Annotated in this window: 21 protein-coding genes, 1 tRNA gene and 1 pseudogene; 14 read left to right on the top strand and 9 right to left on the bottom strand. The window is 71.3% G+C overall.

Features of this window, described 5'->3' with window-relative positions; all coding sequences use genetic code 11:
* Positions 1-295 precede the first annotated feature (295 nt).
* Together ACGFU6_RS18550 and ACGFU6_RS18555 are read left to right on the top strand one after the other, a co-directional pair.
* Positions 296-829 carry a YwqJ-related putative deaminase gene (locus ACGFU6_RS18550; protein WP_393612013.1) on the top strand — a complete coding sequence of 178 codons (534 nt, stop codon included), beginning with the start codon at positions 296-298 and terminating at the stop codon, positions 827-829.
* Positions 830-839: 10 nt separating this feature from the next.
* The gene (locus ACGFU6_RS18555; protein ID WP_393612014.1) at positions 840-1,373 is read left to right on the top strand and encodes an SUKH-3 domain-containing protein; all 534 of its coding nucleotides are present in this window, start codon (positions 840-842) and stop codon (positions 1,371-1,373) included.
* 43 nt (positions 1,374-1,416) lie between these two features.
* Here the strand turns inward: ACGFU6_RS18555 and ACGFU6_RS18560 are convergent, their stop codons facing one another.
* The gene (locus ACGFU6_RS18560; protein WP_393612016.1) at positions 1,417-2,754 is read right to left on the bottom strand and encodes a sensor histidine kinase; all 1,338 of its coding nucleotides are present in this window, start codon (positions 2,752-2,754) and stop codon (positions 1,417-1,419) included.
* Between the two features lie 215 nt (positions 2,755-2,969).
* Between ACGFU6_RS18560 and ACGFU6_RS18565 the strand changes: the two genes are divergently transcribed.
* From ACGFU6_RS18565 to ACGFU6_RS18590, 6 genes are all read left to right on the top strand, one after another.
* Positions 2,970-3,041, top strand: a tRNA-Gln gene (locus ACGFU6_RS18565).
* A 108-nt stretch (positions 3,042-3,149) separates the two neighbouring features.
* The gene (gene glmU / locus ACGFU6_RS18570; protein ID WP_393612018.1) at positions 3,150-4,598 is read left to right on the top strand and encodes a bifunctional UDP-N-acetylglucosamine diphosphorylase/glucosamine-1-phosphate N-acetyltransferase GlmU; all 1,449 of its coding nucleotides are present in this window, start codon (positions 3,150-3,152) and stop codon (positions 4,596-4,598) included.
* Positions 4,599-4,718: 120 nt separating this feature from the next.
* Positions 4,719-5,693, top strand: coding sequence for a ribose-phosphate diphosphokinase (locus ACGFU6_RS18575; protein WP_024490433.1), 975 nt, complete (start codon positions 4,719-4,721; stop codon positions 5,691-5,693).
* Positions 5,694-5,890: 197 nt separating this feature from the next.
* Positions 5,891-6,481 (top strand): 50S ribosomal protein L25/general stress protein Ctc, encoded by a 591-nt coding sequence (locus ACGFU6_RS18580; RefSeq protein ID WP_393612020.1) that lies wholly within the window; start codon positions 5,891-5,893, stop codon positions 6,479-6,481.
* 122 nt (positions 6,482-6,603) lie between these two features.
* On the top strand, positions 6,604-7,197 hold the full coding sequence (gene pth, locus ACGFU6_RS18585) for an aminoacyl-tRNA hydrolase (protein WP_393612022.1): 594 nt from the start codon (positions 6,604-6,606) through the stop codon (positions 7,195-7,197).
* Positions 7,198-7,319: 122 nt separating this feature from the next.
* On the top strand, positions 7,320-7,790 hold the full coding sequence (locus tag ACGFU6_RS18590) for a hypothetical protein (protein ID WP_393612023.1): 471 nt from the start codon (positions 7,320-7,322) through the stop codon (positions 7,788-7,790).
* A 26-nt stretch (positions 7,791-7,816) separates the two neighbouring features.
* Here ACGFU6_RS18590 and ppc read toward each other — a convergent pair whose 3' ends face one another.
* Complete coding sequence (ppc, locus tag ACGFU6_RS18595; protein WP_393612025.1) at positions 7,817-10,546, bottom strand: phosphoenolpyruvate carboxylase; 2,730 nt, start codon at positions 10,544-10,546, stop codon at positions 7,817-7,819.
* A 343-nt stretch (positions 10,547-10,889) separates the two neighbouring features.
* On the opposite strand from ppc, the gene ACGFU6_RS18600 reads away from it, so the two are divergent.
* Together ACGFU6_RS18600 and ACGFU6_RS18605 are read left to right on the top strand one after the other, a co-directional pair.
* Positions 10,890-11,864, top strand: coding sequence for an acyl-CoA desaturase (locus ACGFU6_RS18600; RefSeq protein ID WP_393612026.1), 975 nt, complete (start codon positions 10,890-10,892; stop codon positions 11,862-11,864).
* On the top strand, positions 11,861-12,547 hold the full coding sequence (locus tag ACGFU6_RS18605) for a TetR family transcriptional regulator (protein ID WP_393612028.1): 687 nt from the start codon (positions 11,861-11,863) through the stop codon (positions 12,545-12,547). The genes ACGFU6_RS18600 and ACGFU6_RS18605 overlap by 4 nt, the downstream gene beginning before the upstream one ends.
* Before the next feature lie 79 nt (positions 12,548-12,626).
* Here the strand turns inward: ACGFU6_RS18605 and ACGFU6_RS18610 are convergent.
* A pseudogene (locus ACGFU6_RS18610) lies at positions 12,627-12,992 on the bottom strand (glyoxalase).
* Entirely contained in the window at positions 12,989-13,789 is an 801-nt protein-coding gene (locus tag ACGFU6_RS18615) for a trans-aconitate 2-methyltransferase (RefSeq protein WP_393612030.1), read from the bottom strand. Before ACGFU6_RS18615 ends, ACGFU6_RS18610 begins: the two are co-directional and overlap by 4 nt.
* 104 nt (positions 13,790-13,893) lie before the next feature.
* Between ACGFU6_RS18615 and ACGFU6_RS18620 the strand changes: the two genes are divergently transcribed.
* A complete protein-coding gene (locus ACGFU6_RS18620; protein ID WP_393612032.1) occupies positions 13,894-14,391 on the top strand; it encodes a MarR family winged helix-turn-helix transcriptional regulator in 498 nt (165 codons plus the stop codon).
* A gap of 51 nt (positions 14,392-14,442) precedes the next feature.
* On the opposite strand, the gene ACGFU6_RS18625 is transcribed toward ACGFU6_RS18620, so the two are convergent.
* A complete protein-coding gene (locus ACGFU6_RS18625; RefSeq protein WP_393612033.1) occupies positions 14,443-16,092 on the bottom strand; it encodes a cellulase family glycosylhydrolase in 1,650 nt (549 codons plus the stop codon).
* A 255-nt stretch (positions 16,093-16,347) separates the two neighbouring features.
* Between ACGFU6_RS18625 and ACGFU6_RS18630 the strand changes: the two genes are divergently transcribed.
* Complete coding sequence (locus tag ACGFU6_RS18630; RefSeq protein ID WP_393612035.1) at positions 16,348-16,671, top strand: hypothetical protein; 324 nt, start codon at positions 16,348-16,350, stop codon at positions 16,669-16,671.
* Positions 16,664-17,287 carry a sugar O-acetyltransferase gene (locus ACGFU6_RS18635; RefSeq protein WP_393612036.1) on the top strand — a complete coding sequence of 208 codons (624 nt, stop codon included), beginning with the start codon at positions 16,664-16,666 and terminating at the stop codon, positions 17,285-17,287. The genes ACGFU6_RS18630 and ACGFU6_RS18635 overlap by 8 nt, the downstream gene beginning before the upstream one ends.
* Here ACGFU6_RS18635 and ACGFU6_RS18640 read toward each other — a convergent pair.
* A complete protein-coding gene (locus ACGFU6_RS18640; protein ID WP_393612276.1) occupies positions 17,261-18,055 on the bottom strand; it encodes a LuxR C-terminal-related transcriptional regulator in 795 nt (264 codons plus the stop codon). The genes ACGFU6_RS18635 and ACGFU6_RS18640 overlap by 27 nt on opposite strands.
* Positions 18,056-18,338: 283 nt before the next feature.
* On the opposite strand from ACGFU6_RS18640, the gene ACGFU6_RS18645 reads away from it, so the two are divergent.
* Complete coding sequence (locus ACGFU6_RS18645; RefSeq protein WP_393612038.1) at positions 18,339-18,782, top strand: GNAT family N-acetyltransferase; 444 nt, start codon at positions 18,339-18,341, stop codon at positions 18,780-18,782.
* 15 nt (positions 18,783-18,797) lie between these two features.
* Here the strand turns inward: ACGFU6_RS18645 and galK are convergent, their stop codons facing one another.
* From galK to galT, 3 genes are read right to left on the bottom strand one after another with little or no spacing between them, the layout of a single operon-like run.
* Complete coding sequence (gene galK, locus ACGFU6_RS18650) at positions 18,798-20,003, bottom strand: galactokinase (protein WP_393612040.1); 1,206 nt, start codon at positions 20,001-20,003, stop codon at positions 18,798-18,800.
* Positions 20,000-20,980 (bottom strand): UDP-glucose 4-epimerase GalE, encoded by a 981-nt coding sequence (gene galE / locus ACGFU6_RS18655; protein ID WP_393612042.1) that lies wholly within the window; start codon positions 20,978-20,980, stop codon positions 20,000-20,002. Before galE ends, galK begins: the two co-directional genes overlap by 4 nt.
* Positions 20,977-22,020, bottom strand: coding sequence for a galactose-1-phosphate uridylyltransferase (galT, locus tag ACGFU6_RS18660; protein WP_393612043.1), 1,044 nt, complete (start codon positions 22,018-22,020; stop codon positions 20,977-20,979). Before galT ends, galE begins: the two co-directional genes overlap by 4 nt.
* Between the last annotated feature and the right edge of the window lie 201 nt (positions 22,021-22,221).

Consider the following 22,221-nt stretch of genomic DNA (forward strand, 5'->3'; position numbering starts at 1 on the left):
CCCCTGCTGCGTCTGGCTGATGAGGACCGACCTGCCCATGGGGGCGGTCCAGCCACAGCCTATGCGGTGCCGCAAGGCCGGGTCCCGCCCCACCGGCCCCCGGCCACTTCCGTCACGAACCGTCACAACGCAGTGCCGGATGAGCGACGGTCACGCCACCATCGGGCGACACGCGCACACCTTTTCCCGACCCAGCTTTCACACGACCCGACACATTTGGCAGGCTGTCACCCGCATACACGGGGGCGTGCACATTCGGCAGCGGCCGCTGCGGGCACGGGAGGGACAACGCACCATGCACACCGCACACTCTGCACACACCGTCACATCCGGGGACCCACGACTCAGCTGGAGCAGCACCGAAACCAGCCACGCACCTCGCCTCACCCACCGCCGCGACGGCATCCTGCCCGCCGTGGCGGCAGCCCTGTCCGTCCGCGGTGAGACCCTCACCTGCACCGCGGGCAAGGGCGACCAGCCCCCCGTACTGCACCACCTCGTCCAGGACTTCCTCGACACCCTCACCAGCGGCCAGCGGGAACGCTTCACCGGCCGCTGCCCCGAAGCCATACTGCTCTCCCGGCATCTGGCCGCCGCCGAGACCGGCCGCTCCAAGCGCGCCCAGCGCAAGCCCCTCACCAACGGCGAGGCCCGCCGCGCGCTCAAGCACGCCCGCATCACCGCACGCCGCATCCGCGAGGACGGCGACCCCATGCACGGCAGCTACGCACCGCCCTGCCGCTCCTGTTCGGTGATGCTCGCCCACTTCGGCGTACGACCCGTCGACCTCACCACGACCGGAGCGGCGACCACCGCCGAGAAGGGCTGACCGCGCCCCCATGGCCGACCGACACGACCTCCCCGAACAGACGGGCCCGGCGAACCACGACCGCCAGACGTCCACCCGCTTCCCCGTCGCCGTCGACGCCGCCCTGCGCAACGCCGGCTGGCAGCCCGGCCGCTGGGACATCCGGCAGGCCGAGGAGTGGGCCGACGCGCTGCGCTCGCACGCCTCACCGGCCGGCCACCTGCACGCCGTCTTCCCGGCGGCCGTGGAGGCCTGGGCCGAGTTCGGCGGGCTGCACCTCGCCCCCGCCGCGCCCGGCCGCCAGATCGCACCGGCGACGGTACGCATCGACCCCCTGCGCGGACTGCACCTGGCCAGGACGCTGGCGGACCTGGGACGCGCCCTGGAGACCGAGGTGGCCCCGCTCGGCGAGGAGGGGGACGGGCAGGCGGTGCTCGCGATCGACACCGAGGGACGGGTCTACAGCATCGACCACACCGGCGACTGGTACCTCGGACCGGACATCGACCAGGCCCTGTCCACCCTGGTCACGGGCGCCCAGCCGGAACGCCTCACCTCGGCCTGACCCGGGCGCGGGCCCGCCGGGCCCGGTCCCGGCGGGCCCGCCCTCAGACTCCTCGGACCCCGGATGGGCCGGAGTCAGCCGCCGGAGCCCCCGCGTGCGGCAGCACCGCCGACACCCGGAAGCCGCCCGCGTCCGTCGGCCCGGAGACGAAGACCCCGCCCAGACCGAGCACCCGCTCGCGCATGCCCACCAGCCCGTTGCCGCCGCTGGGCAGCCCGGCGTCCGCCATGGCCGAGTCCGAGGGGCCGTTCTCCACCTGCATGGCGACCTCCGCGCCCCGGTGCGCCAGCCGCACCCACGTCTTCGCCCCGGCCGCGTGCTTGTGCACGTTCGTCAGGGCCTCCTGCACGACCCGGTACGCCGTCTGCTCGACCTCGGGCGGGTAGGGACGCGTCTCACCCTCCACCGAGAGCTCGACCGTCATCCCGGCCGCCCGCGACTCCCCCACCAGCGTCTCCACCTCGTGCAGCCGGGGCCCGTCCTCCGTGGCGACCACGGCCACCCGGCCGACCGAGGCGAGCGGCACCTTCGTCACCCGCGCCACCATCGGCTCCCCGGTGCGCAGCACCCCGAGCATCTCGCGCAGTTCGGTCAGCGCCTGGCGTCCCATGTCGCCGACCAGCGCCGCGTTGCGTACCGCCTTCGCGGGGTCCTTGGGCGCGACGGCCTGGAGCGCCGCGGCGTGGACCACCATCAGGCTCACCCGGTGGGCGACCACGTCGTGCATCTCGCGGGCGATCCGGGTCCGCTCCTCCGTACGCGCCCACTCGGCCCGCTCCTCGGCCCGGTCCGCGAGCAGCGACAGTTCCCGCTCCAGCGAGTCCGCCCGCTCCCGCAGGCTCTCCATCAGCCGGCGCCGGGCCCCTATGTAGAGGCCGAACAGCACAGGCGGCGCGGTGAGCCCCACCGCCATGAAGAGGGAGAGCATCGGGACGTACCAGTCGCCCGGCCCGAAGTCGGCGCTGGCCGAAACGCCCTGCCGCAGCCGTACGTAGGTGACGATGAACGTGCCGACCAGCGACATGCTCATGAGCACCACGGTGATCCGCCGCGGCACGTCGGACGCGGCCAGCGTGTACAGGCCGACCAGGCCCATCAGGAAGCCCATCTCGGCCGGTGTCGTCGCGACGGACACCAGCACCACGGCGATCGGCCACCGCCGGCGCACCAGCAGCACGGCCCCCGCGAAGAACCCGAAAACCACCCCCAGGGCCACCGGCAGCCCGGTGTCCCCCGCGAATTCCACCCCTTCCAACGCGCATTCCAGCGCCGAGAACAGCGCCAGTCCCACATCCAGTGCGACACTCCGTCGCCGTTCCCACCACCAGTAGCCGCGGGTGGTCGGTCCCGCCGCTTCCCGGTCTGCCCCCGTTGCGGTCATGGCATCCAGCGTACGGGCGGGCGCACCTCATTTTCGGGTGACCTGAACAGCACGTCGCGCGGAGGTCCGCCCGCGGCGACGCCCGTGTCACCCGCCGCACCGCCCGCGTGAGCGGGTGCGGGCGAAACAGCCGTCGCGTGGAAGGGGCTTGGTACGGCATAGTGTTGGGTGCCGATCCGGCGACCCGGCCCAACGTCCGGTTCAGTCGGGATTGATCCCCCATGGTGTAATTGGCAGCACAGTAGCTTTTGGTGCTATTTGTCCGGGTTCGAGTCCTGGTGGGGGAGCTCACGTCACGGGCCCCGACCCAACCGGTCGGGGCCCGCACTCATGCCCGCTCCAACGCCCCCCGGTATCCTGCGGATGTCCACCACCCGAAGCCGAAGGGCATATCCGTGAGCTCCGAACGCCCGGCAGCCGTCGTCGTCCTCGCAGCGGGTGAGGGCACCCGCATGAAGTCGAAGACCCCCAAGGTCCTGCACGAGATCTCCGGGCGCTCGCTCGTCGGACATGTCGTCGCCGCCTCCCGTGAGCTGGAGCCCCAGCACCTCGTCGTGGTCGTCGGCCACGCGAGCGAGCAGGTCACCGCTCACCTCACCGCCGCGGACGCCCAGGTGCGCACCGCCTTCCAGGCCGAGCAGAAGGGCACCGGGAACGCGGTGCGCGTCGGGCTCGACGAGCTGGGCGGCAGCGTCGAGGGCACCGTCATCGTGGTCTGCGGGGACACCCCGCTGCTGTCCGGCGGGACGCTCGCCGCGCTCGCCGCCACCCACAGCGCCGACGGCAACGCCGTCACCGTGCTGAGCGCCGAGGTCCCCGACTCGACCGGCTACGGCCGGATCGTGCGCGACGCGGCGACGGGCTCGGTCACCGAGATCGTCGAGCACAAGGACGCCACCGAGGCACAGCGGGCGATCCGGGAGATCAACTCCGGGGTGTTCGCGTTCGACGGGCAGCTGCTGACGGACGCGCTCGGCAAGGTCCGCACCGACAACAGCCAGGGCGAGGAGTACCTCACCGACGTGCTGTCGATCCTGCGCGAGGCGGGGCACCGCGTGGGCGCCTCCGTCGCCGCCGACCACCGGGAGATCCTCGGGATCAACAACCGGGTGCAGCTGGCGGAGGCCCGCCGGCTGCTGAACCAGCGGCTGCTGGAGCGGGCGATGACGGCCGGGGTGACCGTGGTGGACCCCGCATCGACGCTGATCGACGTGACCGTGACGTACGAGCGGGACGCGATCGTGCACCCGGGTACGCAGCTGCTGGGTGCGACGCATCTCGGCGAGGACGCCGAGGTCGGCCCCAACTCGCGGCTGACGGACACGGTCGTGCACGCGGGCGCGCGGGTGGACAACACCGTGGCGGACGGGGCACAGGTGGGCGCGGGCGCGCTGGTGGGTCCGTACGCCTATCTGCGGCCGGGCACGAAGCTGGGCGCGAAGGCCAAGGCCGGTACGTACGTGGAGATGAAGAACGCCACGATCGGCGAGGGGACGAAGGTCCCGCACCTGTCGTACGTCGGCGACGCGACGATCGGCGACCACACCAACATCGGTGCCGCGAGCGTGTTCGTGAACTACGACGGTGTGGCCAAGCACCACACGACGATCGGCTCTCACTGCCGTACCGGATCGGACAATATGTTTGTGGCTCCCGTCACGGTCGGGGACGGTGTCTACACCGCGGCCGGGTCGGTCATCACGAAGGACGTGCCGTCCGGTTCGCTGGCCGTGGCCCGTGGCCAGCAAAGGAATATCGAGGGCTGGGTGGCCCGGAAGCGTCCGGGCAGCGCGGCCGCGCAGGCGGCTCAGGCCGCATCGGAGGAGGCCGGCGGCGAAAGCTGACCGGAATCAGGTGCGTCGCGCACGGCGTACCGTGATAGATGCTCACCCCATTTCGGCTGGCTCGTTGCACATCGGGACATCTGCGTGCAGCGCCAGGAACACGTCTGAGGAGACTGTGCTGTGACCGGGATCAAGACGACCGGCGAGAAGAAACTGATGTTCTTCTCCGGCCGCGCCCACCCCGAGCTGGCCGAGGAGGTTGCGCACCAGTTGGGTGTCGGCCTCGTGCCGACGAAGGCCTTCGATTTCGCCAACGGTGAGATCTACGTCCGCTTCCAGGAGTCCGCTCGCGGCGCCGACTGCTTCCTGATCCAGAGCCACACGGCTCCGATCAACAAGTGGATCATGGAGCAGCTGATCATGCTGGACGCGCTGAAGCGCGCGTCGGCCCGTTCGATCACGGTGATCGTGCCGTTCTACGGGTACGCCCGCCAGGACAAGAAGCACCGCGGCCGCGAGCCGATCTCGGCCCGTCTGATCGCGGACCTGATGAAGACGGCGGGTGCGGACCGCATCCTCACCGTCGACCTGCACACCGACCAGATCCAGGGCTTCTTCGACGGCCCGGTCGACCACCTGTTCGCGCTGCCGATCCTGGCCGACTACGTCGGCGCGAAGGTCGACCGCTCGAAGCTGACGATCGTGTCGCCGGACGCCGGCCGGGTCCGGGTCGCCGACCGCTGGTGCGACCGTCTGGACGCGCCGCTGGCGATCGTGCACAAGCGCCGCGACAAGGACGTGCCGAACCAGGTCAGCGTCCACGAGGTCGTGGGCAACGTCGAGGGCCGGGTCTGTGTCCTGGTCGACGACATGATCGACACGGGCGGCACGATCTGTGCCGCAGCGGACGCCCTGTTCGCGCACGGTGCCGAGGACGTCATAGTGACGGCCACCCACGGTGTGCTCTCGGGCCCGGCCGCCGACCGGCTGAAGAACTCGAAGGTCAGCGAGTTCGTGTTCACGGACACCCTGCCGACCCCGGGTGAGCTGGAGCTCGACAAGATCACGGTGCTGTCGATCGCGCCGACCATCGCGCGCGCGGTGCGCGAGGTCTTCGAGGACGGTTCGGTCACGAGCCTCTTCGAGGAGCAGTAGGCGCCTGCCCTCCGGGGAAGACGTCACAGAAGATCCTTTTGGGTGCGGCCTCCGCGCCGGGTAGACTCAGCGAGTTGCTCGGCGAGGGAGGCCGTACTCATAGGTACGGCGGTCCGTTATCGACGCGCTCTTCGTAGCAGGCCTGTCGTGGGCCGGGTGACCATCCGCAGTTTTGTCACCTTACGAGGAGTGCAGTCATGGCCGAGATCAAGCTCGCCGCCGAGGTCCGTTCCGAGTTCGGCAAGGGCGCCGCCCGCCGTACCCGTCGCGCGAACCTCGTTCCCGCCGTTGTCTACGGCCACGGCGCCGACGCGGTCCACATCACGCTGCCGGCCCACGAGCTGCAGCTCGCGCTCCGTACCGCCAACGTGCTGATCGGTCTGGAGATCGACGGCAAGGACGCGCTGGTCATCCCGAAGGCCGTGCAGCGCAACGCCATCAAGGGCAACATCGAGCACGTCGACCTGCTGACCGTGAAGCGCGGCGAGAAGGTCGAGGTCGAGGTCGCGGTGCACGTCGAGGGCGAGCTGGCCCCGGGCGGCAACCTGCTGGAGTACGTCCAGAACACCCTGCTCGTCGAGGCCGAGGCCACCCACATCCCGAACTCCGTCACGGTCTCCATCGCGGGCCTGGACGCCGGTGCCTCCATCCTCGCCAAGGACATCCCGCTGCCCAAGGGCTCCGTGCTGGCCGAGGCCGACCCGGAAGCGGTCGTCCTCGCGGTCGTCGCCGCCCAGGCCGAGGAGCCGTCCTCGGACGCCGCCGAGGCCGAGGGTTCCGAGGCCTGAGCCTCTGAGCCTCGTCCCACCTGCTTGACTGACGGGGTGGCGGTTTCCGGGAGGGGACCGCTGCCCCGTTTTCGCTTGTCCGTACCCCTGTGTTCCGCCCGTACGCGAGGAGACCCAGCGCGATGTCCGACGCCACCGACCCCTGGCTGATCGTGGGCCTGGGCAATCCCGGTCCCGAGTACGCGGCGAACCGGCACAACGTGGGCTTCATGGTCGCGGAGCTGCTCGCGGAGCGGATCGGCGGGAAGTTCAAGCGGGCGCCGAAGGCCCAGGCGCAGGTGCTGGAGGGCCGGATGGGTCCGCCGGGACCGCTGAGCCGCCGGGTGGTGCTGGCGAAGCCGATGTCGTACATGAACCTGTCCGGTGGTCCGGTGACGGCGCTGCGCGACTTCTACAAGGTGCCGCTCGACCATGTCGTGGCGGTCCATGACGAGCTGGACATCGACTACGGATCGCTGCGGCTGAAGCTGGGCGGTGGCGACAACGGCCACAACGGGCTGAAGTCGATGACGAAGTCGATGGGCCCCGACTACCACCGGATCCGGTTCGGAATCGGGCGCCCGCCGGGCCGGATGCAGGTCGCCGACTTCGTGCTGAAGGACTTCTCGTCCACGGAGCGCAAGGAGCTGGGTTTCCTGGTGGACCGGGCGGCGGATTCGGTGGAGTGTCTGCTGGCGGAGGGCCTGGAGCGCGCGCAGAGCACGTACAACTCCTGAGCCGTCCGCTGGGTCAGGCGCTGGGTTCCGGCGGCCGCGAATCCCGACATACCTGCCGGTAACCATGCTGTTTTCAGCCACGGCTTGACCGGGCGTGGGGCGCTGGCCAAGGATCGGCCCCCATGAAGCGCAGCTCCTCCCAACGTGCCCTGCACCACGGCCGCACCGCCGCGCTCGGCTGTGTCGTCCTGCTGCTGCTGGTGGCGGGTGTGCTGTCCTCGTGGGACTCGGCGCAGCACATCGTGCTGGCCAAGGGACGTGAGCACGGCACGATGACGGTCACCGGGTGCGGCAGCGAGGTCTGCACGGGGCCGTATGTGCCCACCGACGGCGGGTCCGGGCGTTCCCGGGTGTCGGTCGACAAGTCCGTGGCGGCGAAGAAGGGTGACCACTTCCCCGTCGTCGTGAAGCCGGGCACCTTCGAGGTCGTGCGGACCGGCACGCCGGGTTTCCTGCACGCGTGGGTACCGCTGGGCGGCGCCCTGGTGCTCGCGGCGCTGGTGATCGGCGGCGGAATGCGGCTGCCCCGGATCGCGTGGGGTGCCGGGATCGCGGGTGCGGTCCTGCTGGTGGCGACGTTCTTCGCCCTCTGACGGGACCGCACCCGCGGCGGCTGTGATCAGCCGGTGTTGCGCAGTCCGGCGGCCACCCCGTTGACGGTGAGCAGCAGGGCGCGGGCGAGCAGCGGGTCGGGCTCCTCGCCGCGTTCGACGGCCTGGCGCTGGCGGGCCAGCAGGGACACCTGGAGGTAGGAGATCGGGTCCAGGTAGGCGTCACGGATGGCGAAGGTCTGCTGGAGCACCGGGCTGGTGCCGAGCAGTTCCGTGTTGCCGGTGATCTTGAGGACTTCGCTGACGGTGAGCGCGTGTTCGGCCTCGATCTCGGCGAACACGTGCTTGAGCTCGTCGGGGACGAGCGTGTCGACGTAGTGGCGGGCGATGCGCAGGTCGGTCTTGGCCAGGGTCATCTCGACGTTGGAGAGGAAGTTCTGGAAGAAGTGCCACTGTTCGTGCATCTCGTCCAGGACGGTGTCCAGGCCCGCCTCGCGCAGCGCCTTGAGGCCGGAGCCGACGCCGTACCAGCCGGGGACGATCTGGCGGGACTGGGTCCAGCCGAAGACCCACGGGATGGCGCGCAGGCCGTCGAGCGAGACGCCCGAGCCGGGGCGGCGCGAGGGCCGCGAGCCCAGGTGCAGGTCGGCGAGCTGGTCGACGGGGGTGGAGGCCAGGAAGTACGCGGGCAGGTCGGGGTCCTCGACGAGCTTGCGGTAGGCGTTGTGCGCCGCGTCGGAGACGGTGTCCATGGCCGCGTCCCAGCGGGCCAGGGCCTCGTCGGACTGGCGGGGCGCGGTGTGCAGGGCGGAGGCCTGGAGGGTGGCCGCGACGGTCAGTTCCAGGTTCTCGCGGGCGAGCGCGGGGATGAGGTACTTGTCGGAGATGACCTCGCCCTGCTCGGTCACCTTGATCTCGCCCTCCAGCGTGCCCCAGGGCTGCGCGAGGATCGCGTCGTGCGAGGGGCCGCCGCCTCGGCCGACGGTGCCGCCCCGGCCGTGGAAGAGGCGCAGCCGTACGCCGTAGCGGTGGGCGACGTCGCGCAGGCGGCGCTGGGCGCGGTGGATCTCCCACTGCGAGGTGGTGATGCCGCCGAACTTGGAGGAGTCGGAGTAGCCGAGCATGACCTCCTGGACGTCGCCGCGCAGTGAGACGAGGCGGCGGTAGGAGGGGTCGGCGAGCATCTCGTCGAGGATGACGTCGGCGGCCTTGAGCTCGTCGGTGGTCTCCAGGAGGGGGACGATGCCGATCTTGGCCCAGCCGCTGTGCAGGTCGAGGAGGCCTGCCTCACGGGCGAGGACGGCGGCTGCGAAGACGTCGTCGGCGCCCTGGCACATCGAGATGATGTAGGACTCGATGACTTCGGGGCCGAAGCGCTCGAAGGCCTGGCTGATGGTGTGGAAGACGCCGAGGGTCTTCTCGCCGGCGGCGTCGAGCGGGGCCGGGGTCGGGGCGAGCGGCCGGCGGGAGCGGAGTTCCCTGGCGAGGAGCTTCTGCCGGTAGTCGCGCGGCATGTCGGCGTAGCGCCAGGACTCCTCCCCCAGGCGGTCGAACAACTGTCCGAGCGCGTGGTGGTGGGCGTCGGCGTGCTCGCGTACGTCCATGGTGGCGAGCTGGAGGCCGAAGGCGGACAGCGTGCGGATGGTGCGGTCCATCCGCCCGTCGGCCACGATGCCGCCGCGGTGCTCGCGCAGCGAGGTCTGGATCAGGGCCAGGTCGGCGATGAGCTCGGCGGTGCCGAGGTAGTCGCAGCCGGGGCGGTGCGGGGTGCCGGAGGCGAGGCGCTCGCGGGTGTTGACGAGCTTCTGCCGGATGCAGGTGGCCTTGAGGCGGTAGGGCTCCTCGGCGTTCAGCCGCTTGTAGCGGGGGCTGATCTCGGGGAGGCGTTCCAGGTCGGACTGGAGGGAGGTGAGGAGCTCGTCGGTGGCTCCGGTGTAGCGGATCGAGTTGGAGAGCAGTCCGCGCAGCTGGTCGACCAGTTCGAGGGCGTCGGTGATGCCGTGCTCGTGCTGGAGGATCAGTACGTCCCAGGTGACGGCGGGCGTCACGTTGGGGTTGCCGTCGCGGTCGCCGCCGATCCAGGTGCCGAAGGTGAGGGGGCGGGTGCCGGCGGGCAGTTCGACGCCGACGCGCTCCAGTTCGGCGGCCAGGTCCTCCAGGACGTCGCCCACGGCGTTGGCGTGGAGTTCGTCGAGGTAGTAGATGGCGTTGCGGGCTTCGTCGGCGGGCTCGGGGCGCACGACGCGCAGCTCGTCGGTCTGCCAGATGAGGTCGATGTTCTCGGCGAGCCGGATGTCCTGGCGGCGCCGGTCGGCCTCGATGACCGGGGTCTCCAGCAGTGCGGCGATGCGGCGGAGCTTGTTGAGCACGGAGCGCCGCGCGGCCTCGGTGGGGTGCGCGGTGAAGACGGGCCGTACGTTCAGGTTCTTGACGGTGGCCCGCAGGTGCTCCGGGTCGGCGTCCTTGAGCCGGTCGGCGGTGCGGGCGAGGAGCCCGCCCTCGGCGGCGCGCCGGTCGCGCATCTCGTGGGCGCGGTGGACCTGCTCGGTCACGTTGGCGAGGTGGAAGTAGGTGGAGAAGGCGCGCACGAGCTGCGCGGCGGTCTCCAGGTCCGTGTCACCGAGGAGTTCGGCCGCGGCTTCGCCGTCGGTGCGGGTCAGGGCGCGGACCCGTTCGACGAGGTCGAGGAGCTCCTGGCCCTCTTGTCGTACGAGGGTCTCGCCCAGCAGGTCGCCGAGGCGGCGGACGTCGGCGCGCAGCTCGGGGCTGGCGGCAGGGGTCTGGTCGGCACTGCTCACAGTGTGCGGCTCCTTGCAGTGGTTGAGCACGGGATCCGGGGCCCACGGCTGGCAGCGGGTGCCACGCCACCCCCGGGAAAGCAGAGTGCGGACCGCGCTGTCCGACCCCTCCAGGATAGGTGTCCGTGCTTTCGGCGCTGTTCGCGCCCCGAAAGGTGTCCGCTGCGGGCGGCGGGTGCCTCCGGGGTACGCGGTGTGTCCCCTACCCCGTATGACGCCACACCGTGCCGGGTCGGCCGCTCCCTCTTGTGGCGGGGCTCCGCACTGCCATACTTACGACGCCGTAGGTTACGCATGCGTAGCCCAGTCTGTCCGTTGCGTCTCACCCCACAGGGGACTCCCCATGAAGACCAGCCCCGACGTGATCGAGGCCGCTCCGGCGGCCGACGGTCCTTCCTCCGCCACGCTCGGCGGGGACAACAAGCGTTCCATCGAGCAGATCGCTCTCCTGTTCTTCATCGTGGTGCCGTTCGTGGCCGTGGTCGCGGCGGTGCCGCTGGCCTGGGGCCGCGGTGTCAGCTGGCTCGATCTGGGTCTGCTGGTGGCGATGTACTTCATCGGCTGCCACGGCATCACGATCGGCTTCCACCGCTATTTCACCCATGGCTCGTTCAAGGCGAAGCGTCCGCTCCGTATCGCCCTGGCCGTGGCCGGTTCCCTCGCCGTGGAGGGTCCCCTGGTGCGCTGGGTGGCCGACCACCGCAAGCACCACCGCTACTCGGACGCCGAGGGCGATCCGCACTCCCCGTGGCGTTTCGGCGAAACGCTGCCGGCCCTGATGAAGGGGCTGTGGTGGGCGCACATCGCCTGGATGTTCGACGAGGAGCGGACGCCGCAGCAGAAGTACGCCCCCGACCTGATCAGGGACCCCGCGATCCGCGGGATCTCCCGGCACTTCCTGTCCTTCACGATCGCCTCGCTGGCGATCCCGCCGCTGGTCGGCGGGCTGGTCACGATGTCGTGGTGGGGGGCGGCGACGGCGTTCTTCTGGGGCTCCCTGGTCCGTGTCGCCCTGCTGCACCACGTGACGTGGTCGATCAACTCGATCTGCCACGCGGTCGGCAAGCGTCCGTTCAAGTCCCGTGACAAGTCCGGCAACGTGTGGTGGCTGGCGGTCCTCTCCTGCGGCGAGTCCTGGCACAACCTGCACCACGCGGACCCGACGAGCGCCCGCCACGGCGTGATGAGGGGTCAGGTCGATTCGAGTGCGCGGCTGATCCGCTGGTTCGAGAAGCTGGGCTGGGCGACGGATGTGCGCTGGCCCGACTCCGCCCGTATCGAGTCCCGGCGCCACCCGGCGGAGGCCGACGCGGCATGATTGACGATGTGGCGACCGACGGAAGCACAGGCAGCGAGAAATCCCGCGCACCCTCCGCCCGGCGGGCCCGCCGGGTGCGGATGACGGGCAAGGAACGCCGCGAGCAACTGCTGGACATCGGTCGCACCCTCTTCGCCGACAAGGGTTTTGAGGGCACTTCGGTGGAGGAGATCGCGGCGCGTGCCGGGGTCTCCAAGCCGGTGGTCTACGAGCACTTCGGCGGCAAGGAGGGGCTGTACGCGGTGGTGGTGGACCGGGAGATGCGCCAGCTCCTGGACATGGTGACCAGTGCGCTGACGGCCGGGCACCCGCGTGAGCTGCTGGAGCAGGCGGCGTTCGCGCTGCTGGACTACATCGAGACCTACACGGACGGGTTCCGGATCCTGGTGCGCGATTCGCCGGTCGCCCAGTCGACCGGCACGTTCGCCTCGCTCATCAGCGATATCGCCACCCAGGTGGAGGACATCCTGGGGCTGGAGTTCAAGGCCCGGGGCTTCGATCCGAAGCTGGCTCCGCTGTACGCGCAGGCGCTGGTCGGCATGGTGGCGCTGACGGGCCAGTGGTGGGTGAACGCCCGCAAGCCGAAGAAGGCCGAGGTGGCGGCGCATCTGGTGAATCTGGCCTGGCACGGGCTGGAGAACCTGGAGTCGAAGCCTCGGCTGATTGGCCACCGCAAGAACTGACGCCGGACGCTGTGGACCCCCGTCACCGGCCTCCCGGGGGCGGGGCGCTTCCGCGTCCCCCGCGCCCGTTCCCGGGCTCTCAGCCGGTCACCGGCTCCAGGAACTCCAGCCGGTTGCCCACCGGGTCGTGGCTGAAGAAGCGCCGGTGGCCGGGCAGGTCCTCGTCCCACCGCACCTCGGCGCCGTGCTCCGCCAGCCGGGCCGCGTACGACCCGATGCCCGTCACCCGCAGCCCCGGGTGGGCCTTGCGGGCCGGGCGGAAGTCCGCCTCGATGCCCAGGTGGAGCTGGACCGGGCCCGCCTGGAACCAGCAGCCGCCGCGGGCGGCCAGCACCGGGGGCTTGGCGATCTCGGTCATCCCGAGGACACCCACGTATTAGCCGCGCAGCTGGTCCTCCGAGCCGGCCGGGGCGGCGAGCTGGACGTGGTCGAGGGCGGCGGTCATCGGTTCTCCCGGTGGGTGACGGCGAAGATGCGGCGGAACGGGAAGACGGTGCCATGCGGGCCAGCCGGGTACGCGGTGCGCAGCAGGTCGCGGTACTCGGCGAGGAAGACCCCCTGCGCCTCCTCGTCGTCGGCGAGGGCGGTGAGGACGGGGCGCAGGCCGGTGCCCTTCACCCAGTCCAGGACGGCGTCCTCGCCGGGCAGCAGGTGCAGATAGGTGGTCTCCCAGACGTCGGCGGTGCGGCCGGGGCCGGTGAGCCGGTCCAGATAGCCGGCCGGGCTCAGCACGGCGTCGGCGTGGCGCAGCAGGCCGCCCAGCCGGGAGCGCCAGCGCGGGGAGCCGGCCAGTTCGCGCATCAGGACGTGGCTGGGCTGTTCGAAGTTGCCGGGGACCTGGAGGGCGAGGGTGCCGCCGGGGGCGAGGCCGTCCAGCCAGACCGGGAAGCGGTCGGCGTGCCGGGGCACCCACTGGAGCAGCGCGTTGGAGACGATGAGGTCGTACGGCTCGGCGGGGGTCCAGACCGAGGCGTCGGCCTCGGCGAAGTCCAGCAGTCCGGTGGCGTGGGCGCGGGCCCGCTCCAGCATCTGCGGGGAGTTGTCGTAGCCGGTGATCCGGGCCCCGGGCCAGCGTTCGGCCAGCAGGGCGGTGACGTTGCCGGCTCCGCAGCCGAGGTCGGCGATCCGGTGGGCGGGTGCGCCCGGGAGCGGGGGGACGCGGGCCAGCAGATCGTGGAAGGGTCGGGTGCGGTGGTCCGCGTGGCGCAGATACTGCTGCGGATCCCAGATCGGTGCGGTCATGGGGACCAGGATCATCCCGAAAGTATCTTGATGTCAAGACACTCGTACTCAAGAGACTCGAATTCAAGAGACTTCATGTCGACAGACCCTCTACACTGATCCACATGGAGGACGAGGTCGACCGGCTGGTCGCTGCATGGCGCCGAGAGCGCCCCGACCTCGACGTGGAACCACTCGAGGTCCTCAGTCGCGTCTCCCGGCTGGCCCGCCACCTCGACCGGGCCCGCAGGATCGCCTTCTCCGAGCACAGCCTGGAGCCGTGGGAGTTCGACGTCCTCACGTCGCTGCGGCGCGCCGGCGATCCGTACCAGCTCTCCCCCGGCCAGCTGCTCACCCAGACCCTGGTCACCTCGGGCACGATGACCAACCGCATCGACCGGCTGACCAAGAAGAACCTCGTCGAGCGGCTCCCCGACCCCAGCGACCGCCGCGGGGTACTGGTCCGGCTCACCGCCGAGGGCCGCGACAAGGCCGACCAGTCGCTGGCCGGCCTGCTCGCCCAGGAGCGCGCCATCCTCGGCGAGCTCTCCCGCCAGCAGCGCGGCGAACTAGCCGGTCTGCTACGCCAGTTGACCGCACCTTTCGACAACATCCCCGGCTGAGAACCGCGCACCGGCCGGCCGGGGCGGGAGCCCCCGCCGGCCGGCGCCGTGTCACGCGACCGCGCAGGCCGCGCCGCTGAGGGTGAACCCGTCCGGGGCCGCGTTCGTACCGCTCCGGTTGCCGGTGAAGCCCACGGTCACCGTGCCGTTCGGGGCGATCCCGGAGGTGTACGAGGCCGGTGTGACGCTCACCGAGCCGCCCGTCTGCCGGGGCGTACCGCCCCACATGTTGCTGATCGTCTGGCCGTCGGCGAAGGCGAAGCCGAGCGTCCAGCCGTCGATGGCGGCGGTGCCGGTGTTGCGGATGGTGATCTCGCCCTGGAAGCCGCCCTGCCACTCGCCGACCACCTTGTAACCGACCGAGCACGTGCCGGCCGGCGTGGTGGAGCCCACGTCCGTGGTGACGCTCACGGCGGCCGACCGCGCCGAACGGTTGCCGGCCGCGTCCCGCGCGTAGACCGCGAAGGAGTACGCGGTGTCGGCGCTCAGACCCGTGAGGGTGACGCTCCGGGTGGCCGACGAGGCGGCCGCGGTCTCCGTGGCGCCGTTGACGCGGACGACGTCGTAGCCGGCGACGGCGACGTTGTCCGAGGACGCGGCCCAGGTCAGGGTCGCGGAGGTGTCGGTCACGGCGGAGGCGGCCGGGACGCCCGGAGCCGTCGGGGCCTCGGTGTCCGACGGGGCGCCGCCGTAGACCGCGGCCTCGCGGGAGGTCTGCGCGATGCCGTCGGCGCCGTGGAAGACGCGCTCGCCCCAGGAGCTGAGCCGCGCCGGGTCGAAGCCGATGGCCAGGTCGAGGACCGGGTCGGTGTTGCCGCTCCACGACCAGGCGATCCAGCCGAGCCCGAGCCGCTGGGCCTCCGACATCATGGTGTCCTCGTCCGGGTCGCCGTACTGGTCGGCCGGTCCGCCGAACTCGCCGATGACCAGGGGCAGTCCGGCGTCCACGAAGGCGTTCAGGTAGTCGGTGACCTTCTGGGCGGTGTTGTAGACGCTGTACATGTGGATCGAGAAGAGCAGATTCCCGGTCGGGTCGGCGTCGTACACCGCCCGTGCGTTGTCCCGCATGACGTTCTGCCAGTCCTGGCCCCAGTTCGGCGCGTCCACCATGATCGTGTGCGCGAACCCGGCGGCGCGCAGTTTCTTGACCGCGGCGGTGGTGGGGGCGGTCCAGCCGGCGGGATCGGTGTTGCCCCAGGGCTCGTTGCCGATGTTGATGACGACGTAGTCCTCCTGGCCGGCCAGGACGTCCTTCAGCCCGATCCAGTAGTCGGCCGCGTGGTCCAGCGTGCCGGCGGCGGAGTCCTCCCCGTACCCGGTGGTGTCGTGCACCTCCAGGACGCAGATGAGCCGGTTCGCCTTGCACCGGGCGATGACGGCGGCGACGTCGTCGGGCCCGTTCTTGCTCCACCGGTAGCCGTCGGAGAGCACGACCCGGACGGTGTTGGCGCCGGTCGCCTTGATGTCGGCCGTCGACTCGGTCTCGCCCGGGTACCAGGTGTGCGCGTGATTGACCCCGCGCATGATGAAGTCGTCGCCGTTGCCCTCGACCAGGCGGCCGTCGCTGATGTGCAGGCCGGTACCCGCGGCGGCGGCCCGCGCCGGGGCGAGGCCGCCGAGCGCGAGGAGACCGAGCAGGGTGGCCAGGACGGTGAGGATGACGGTGGCGGGACTCTTCGCCGGATGTCTCGCTGTACTCACTGCGGCTCCAGATGAGGGAGGAGGAGAGCGGACCACCGGTATGGGAGCGCTCCCATACCGGTGCGCATCCATGAAGCCATTCGGTCAGGGGCACGTCAAGAGATCGGGCGACTCGCGTTGGCGGGGGCTGTCGTCAGAACTCTTCCCGTCGGGCTGTCGGATTCGGCGGACGCCGTTCGTCGTCTTCATGAAACGTTCGGAACGGCAGCAAGGAGAGCGGTCCCGGACGCCGCCGCGACCGACTGGGCGGCGATCGTGGCCCTGTACGACCGCCTCCTCGCCCTGCGTACGAACCCGGTCGTCGCCCTCAACCGCGCCGTCGCCCTCGGCAGGCGCGACGGCCCGCAGGCCCAGCTCGACGCCGTCGACGCGCTCGGTACGCCGAGGGAACTGGCCGGCTACCACGCCCTGGCCGCGGTCCGCGCGGACGCGCTGCGCCGCCTCGGCCGTACGCGGGAGGCGGCGGCGATGTACGAGGAAGCGAGGACGGCGGCCCCGAACGGGGCGATCGCCCAGGAGTACGCGCTCCGGCTCACCGAGCTGGGACACCGGACGAAGGGAACACCGCACCATGACTGACGCCGACCACGACGAGATACGCGCCCGGATCGCCAAGGGGCTCGTCTACACCGAGTCCGAGGCGGCGTTCCTGGCCCCCCGCCGCCGCGAGGACGAGATCTTCGCGTACAACCACACGCCCCCCGGCCAGCAGGAGCGGCGCCGAAGGCTCCTCGGCGAGATCCTCGGCTCCGTCGGCGAACGTGCCATCCTTCAGGCCCCGTTCCACGCCGCGTTCGGCAGCAACGTACACATCGGCGACAACTTCTTCGGCAACGTGAACCTGACGTTCGTCGACATCCGTATCGGCAACGACGTCATGATCGCTCCGAGCGTCACCCTGACGACGACCGGACACCCACTGCACCCCGCGCGCCGGGCGGACTTCGGCCGGTTCTCCGAGCCGATCGTGATCGAGGACAAGGTGTGGATCGGCAGCAACGTCGTGGCCCTGCCCGGTGTCCGGATCGGCTACGGCTCGGTCATCGGCGCGGGCAGCGTGGTCAGCCGCAGCATCCCCGCGATGAGCGTCGCGCTCGGTACGCCGTGCCGGGTGGTCCGGCCCATCACGGACGCGGACCTCGCCACCGATGCGCAACCGGCCGGAACGTCACATGATCTGCTGGACAGGTCCTAGACCGGGCTCCTGGGGCGCCGTCGGATCGGCCGGGCCGACGCCCGCCCGTCTCGCCAGCGCGACCGCGGCCAGCGTCGAGTGCACCCCCAGCTTGCCCAGCACGTTCTGCATGTGGGTACGCACCGTGTGCGGGGAGAGGAACAGCCGCTCCGCCACCGCCTTGCGGCCGAGCCCGGCCACCATGCAACGCAGCACCTCGCGCTCGCGCGGGGTCAGCGACTCGACGAGCTCCTCGCTCTCGCTGCGGTGCTTGCGGTCCGCAAGCAGCTCCCGCAGCACCCCGGTGAGCAGCGCGGGAGGCAGATGCGTCTCGTCGCGCAGCACCCCCCGGACAACCGCCAGCAGCCGCTGCAGCGAACAGTCCTTGGCGACCCAGCCGCAGGCCCCGGCCTGCAGCGCGAGCGCGGCCCGGCGCGGGTCGTCCTTCTCCGCGAGCACCACCGTGCGCACCGAGGGCCGGTTCGCGCGGACCCCGGCGACCAGCGAGATGCCGTCGGTCTGCCCGTCTCCCCCGGCGGCCTGGGCGGGCACCGCCACCGGGCCGGTGGCCCTGCGGCCGCCCGCCGGGGCCAGGATGCCGAGCTCGGCGTCGACCAGCATCACGTCGTAACCGCGCCCCTCGGCGGCCGCGCGCTCCAGGCAGCGCAGGGCGGCCGGGCCGCTGCCCGCCGCCGCGACGTCGACGTCGGGTTCGGCCGCGAGCGCCGCGGCGAGCGATTCGGCGAAAATGCGGTGGTCGTCGACCACGAGAACCCGGATACGGACCACAGGCACCCCCATGCTGTGTGTTCTGGGGCACCCCGTAGCGTGCGCCCCCCGTCAGCGACGGACAGGCACGGGTACGACACCCGGAACGGGGAACCGGACCGCGGTGCCACGGCCGCCGCCGTGCACCGACTGCCACCCCCCACCCGGGTGTCGCACCCGGCTGTCTCGTACCCCTGAATCAGCACCGGCCCCCACCGGTGCTGTGCCTCAGCGTACGGGCGGCCGACCCGAGCGGGAGGCGATTCGCGGAAGTGAGGGCTCAGGCAGTCCTAGGGTGTTGTGCATGTTCCGTTTTGAGACAGAAGTGGACAGGGAACGTCGTCAGTTGCTGAGCAGGCGGCTCCGTGAGGACAACACGGCCGGTTCCGCGGAGATCCGCGCGCTGCGCAGCGGTCCCGCAGGGCGCGAACTCCCACTGGAGGTATGGGCGCTGGACGAGCGGGGGGAGGTCGCGGCCGGGCTGACCGGGCGGACCTGGGCGCACTGGCTCCATGTGGACCTGCTCTGGGTCGACGCGGCGCACCGGGGTCTCGGTCTCGGCTCACGGCTGCTCGCCGAGGCGGAACGGGTGGCCCGCACCGACCGGGACTGCACCCGCTCCCGGCTGGAGACCTGGGACTTCCAGGCCCCGGACTTCTACCGGGAGCGGGGTTACGAAGTGACCGGGCGGGTCGAGGACTATCCGCCGGGCATCACGGAGTTCACCCTCACCAAGCGGCTCGGCTAGGGCCCTTCGTTCGGATCAGAGGATCCGGTGGGCGCCCGCCGAAGGGACGGCGGGGAAGACCCGAGGGACCGCGTAGCCGGCCGAAGTGAACGCCTCCTGAACCGACTTGGTGACGGTGTCCGCCTGCGCCTCCTCCAGGAGCACGATCGCCGAGCCGCCGAAGCCGCCGCCGGTCATCCGCGCACCGAGCGCCCCGGCCGCGTTCGCCGCCTCGACCACCAGGTCCAGCTCCACGCAGGAGACCCGCAGATCGTCCCGGAGCGAGACGTGGCCCTGTGTGAGGACCGGACCGGCGGCGCGGACGTCGCCCGCGTCGAGCAGTGCGATGACCTGCTCGACGCGCTGGTTGTCGCTGACCACGTGGCGCACGCAGCGCACGACGGCCTCGTCCGCGCCGGCGGCGGCCAGTGTGCCGAGCCCGGCGCCCAGCCCCTCGTAGGGGAGCTCGCGCAGCGTGCTGATCCCGAGCAGCCGGGCGCCCTCCTCGCAGGCCGCGCGGCGTTCCGCGTAGGCGCCGTCGCCGAGCGCGTGCTTGACGCGGGTGTCGACGACGAGGAGCTGGAGGCCGTGGGCGGCCAGGTCGAAGGGGACCTGGCGCTGGGTGAGGTCGCGGGCGTCCAGGTGCAGGGCGTGGCCCTCGGTGCAGCAGGCCGAGGCCATCTGGTCCATGACGCCGCAGGGGACGCCGACGAAGGCGTTCTCCGCGCGCTGGGCCAGCACCGCCAGCTCGGCGTGGCTGAGCCCGAGCCCGAAGAGGTCGTTCAGGGCGAGGGCGGTGACCACTTCGAGGGCGGCGGACGAGGAGAGCCCGGCGCCGGTGGGGACGGTGGAGGTCAGCTGGATGTCGGCGCCGGTGACCGGGTGGCCGGCCTCGCGCAGCGCCCAGAGCACGCCGGCCGGGTAGGCGGCCCAGCCGTGGCCGGAATGCGGGGCCAGCTCGTCGACGCGGAGCTGGACGACGCCGCCCGGCACATCGGTGGAGTGCAGCCGCAGCACACCGTCGGTGCGCCGGGCGACGGCGGCCCGCGCGGCGTGCGGCAGGGCGAGCGGCATCACGAAGCCGTCGTTGAAGTCGGTGTACTCACCGATCAGGTTGACCCGGCCGGGGGCGGCCCAGATCCCCTCGGGGGCGGTCCCGTACAGCTCGGTGAAGGAGGCGGTGAGCTCGGCGGATGACTCGGCCGGCTCGGTGGCGACGGTGGGCTCAGCGGTGTCGGTCATGGTGCGGTGGGCTCCTCTCGGCGGGCGAACGTCCAGGCGTCGGAGACGATTCCGGCCAGGTCGGCGCGGGCCGGCTGCCAGCCGAGGCGCTCCCTGGCGGTGGCGGCGGAGGCGACGAGGACGGCCGGGTCGCCGCCGCGGCGCGGGGCCGCGGTCTCGGGGACCGGGTGGCCGGTGACCTCGCGGACCGTCTCGATGACCTCGCGGACCGAGAAGCCGTTGCCGTTGCCGAGGTTGCAGATCAGGTGCTCGCCCGCGGTGGCGGCGTCGAGGGCGAGCAGGTGCGCGTCGGCCAGGTCGGCGACGTGGATGTAGTCGCGGACGCAGGTGCCGTCGGGGGTGGGGTAGTCGTCGCCGTACACGGAGATCGACTCGCGCTGCCCGAGGGCGACCTGGAGGACCAGCGGGATCAGGTGGGACTCGGGGCTGTGCCGTTCGCCGCAGCTGCCGTACGCCCCGGCCACGTTGAAGTAGCGCAGCGAGACGGCGGCGAGCCCGTGGGCGGCCGCCTCGCCGGTGATCATGTGGTCGACGGCGAGCTTGGTGGCGCCGTAGGGGCTGGTCGGGGCCGTGGGGTCGGCCTCCGTGATGGGGCTGGAGACCGGCTCGCCGTAGGTGGCGGCGGTGGAGGAGAAGACCAGGGTGCGCACCCCGGCCCCGCGCATGGCGGCGAGCAGGGCGGTGGAGCCGCCGACGTTGTTGACCCAGTACTTCTCCGGGTCGGTGACGGACTCGCCGACCTGGGAGTACGCGGCGAAGTGCAGCACCCCGTCGTAGGAGGGGTCAAGCCACTTCGCGGCGTCCTGGACGCGGCCCTCGACGAACTCGGCGCCGGCCGGGACGCCCGCGCGGAATCCGGTGGAGAGGTCGTCGAGGACGGTGACCGTGTGCCCGGCCTCCAGCAGGTGCTGGGCGACCACGCTGCCCACGTATCCCGCGCCGCCGGTCACCAGGTACTTCTTGGGGGTCTTGCTCACTCGCTCGCTACCTCTCGCAGTCGCGCGGCCGCGGCCTCCGGCGGCACATCGTTGATGAACACACTCATGCCGGATTCGGAACCCGCGAGGAACTTCAGCTTGCTGGTGGTCCGTCGCACGGTGAAGAGCTCGAGGTGGAGCGCGAACTCCTCCCGGTCGGGGATGCCGAAAGGTGCCTGGTGCCAGGCCGAGATGTAGGGCGTCGGAGGCCGGCCGGGGCCGAATATCCGGTCGAACCGCCTCAAGAGTTCCAGATAGATCTGTGCGAACTCTGTGCGCTCGGCGTCATCGAGCTCCCGCAGGTCGGGGACGCGGCGCAGCGGGTAGAGGTGGACCTCGTAGGGCCAGTGGGCCGCGTACGGCACGAAGGCGACCCAGTGCTCGCCGGAGATCACGATCCGGTCGCCGTCGGCCAGCTCCCGGGCGACGAGGTCGTCGAAGAGGTTGCCGCCGGTCTCCGCGCGGTGCTTCTCCATCGAGCGGAGCATCAGCTCGGTGCGCGGGGTGACGAACGGGTAGCCGTAGATCTGCCCGTGCGGGTGGCCGAGCGTGACGCCGATCTCGGCGCCCCGGTTCTCGAAGCAGAACACCTGCTCGACCTGGTCGAGCCCGGCGAACTCGGCGGTGCGGTCGGTCCAGGCCTCCAGCACCAGTCCGGCCTGTTCCTCGCTGAGACCGGCGAACGACGAATCGTGGTCGGAGGTGAAGCAGACGACCTCGCAGCGGCCGGAGTCACCGGCGAGCGAGGGGAAGCGGTTCTCGAAGACGACGACGTCGTAGTGGTCGTCGGGGATCTCGCTGAGCCGTCCCTCCTGGGAGGGGCAGAGCGGGCACTCGTCGGCCGGCGGGTGGTACGGGCGGCCCTGACGGTGCGAGGCGACGGCGACGCTGTCCCCCAGCAGGGGGTCCCGGCGGATCTCGGAGGAAGTCGCGACGGCGTCGAGCGGCCGCCGGTCGACGGCGTCCCGGACCACGTCGTCGCGGCTGTCGAAATAGAGCAGCTCCCGGCCGTCGGCGAGCGTCGTAACCGTCTTCTTCACCAGACTCCTCCCAAACATAACCCAACACAATGAACCACAAATCAACAGACACGTCAATGAGTCGGCACCCGCCGAGTGCGGCCGGATGTGATCTGGGTCTCGCGCGGCCTTCGCGCGGCTTACGCGCGATTCCCGCCGGGTTCCGCCCCGTTCCTGTGGGGTTCCCGTGGATTAAGGCCAGGTTTCCGGGCCATACGATCA

The organism is Streptomyces sp. NPDC048462, assembly GCF_043200175.1.
Taxonomy (GTDB): domain Bacteria; phylum Actinomycetota; class Actinomycetes; order Streptomycetales; family Streptomycetaceae; genus Streptomyces.

Bases quoted from the DNA above. Each gene is read 5' to 3' on its own strand.
- ACGFU6_RS18550 (WP_393612013.1), top strand. From the start codon at position 296: ATGCACACCGCACACTCTGCACACACCGTCACATCCGGGGACCCACGA.
- ACGFU6_RS18555 (WP_393612014.1), top strand. From the start codon at position 840: ATGGCCGACCGACACGACCTCCCCGAACAGACGGGCCCGGCGAACCAC.
- ACGFU6_RS18620 (WP_393612032.1), top strand. From the start codon at position 13,894: ATGGAGGACGAGGTCGACCGGCTGGTCGCTGCATGGCGCCGAGAGCGC.
- ACGFU6_RS18615 (WP_393612030.1), bottom strand. From the start codon at position 13,789: ATGACCGCACCGATCTGGGATCCGCAGCAGTATCTGCGCCACGCGGAC.
- ACGFU6_RS18590 (WP_393612023.1), top strand. From the start codon at position 7,320: ATGAAGCGCAGCTCCTCCCAACGTGCCCTGCACCACGGCCGCACCGCC.
- ACGFU6_RS18600 (WP_393612026.1), top strand. From the start codon at position 10,890: ATGAAGACCAGCCCCGACGTGATCGAGGCCGCTCCGGCGGCCGACGGT.
- ACGFU6_RS18605 (WP_393612028.1), top strand. From the start codon at position 11,861: ATGATTGACGATGTGGCGACCGACGGAAGCACAGGCAGCGAGAAATCC.
- galK (WP_393612040.1), bottom strand. From the start codon at position 20,003: ATGACCGACACCGCTGAGCCCACCGTCGCCACCGAGCCGGCCGAGTCA.
- ACGFU6_RS18560 (WP_393612016.1), bottom strand. From the start codon at position 2,754: ATGACCGCAACGGGGGCAGACCGGGAAGCGGCGGGACCGACCACCCGC.
- ACGFU6_RS18645 (WP_393612038.1), top strand. From the start codon at position 18,339: ATGTTCCGTTTTGAGACAGAAGTGGACAGGGAACGTCGTCAGTTGCTG.
- ACGFU6_RS18635 (WP_393612036.1), top strand. From the start codon at position 16,664: ATGACTGACGCCGACCACGACGAGATACGCGCCCGGATCGCCAAGGGG.
- ACGFU6_RS18580 (WP_393612020.1), top strand. From the start codon at position 5,891: ATGGCCGAGATCAAGCTCGCCGCCGAGGTCCGTTCCGAGTTCGGCAAG.
- pth (WP_393612022.1), top strand. From the start codon at position 6,604: ATGTCCGACGCCACCGACCCCTGGCTGATCGTGGGCCTGGGCAATCCC.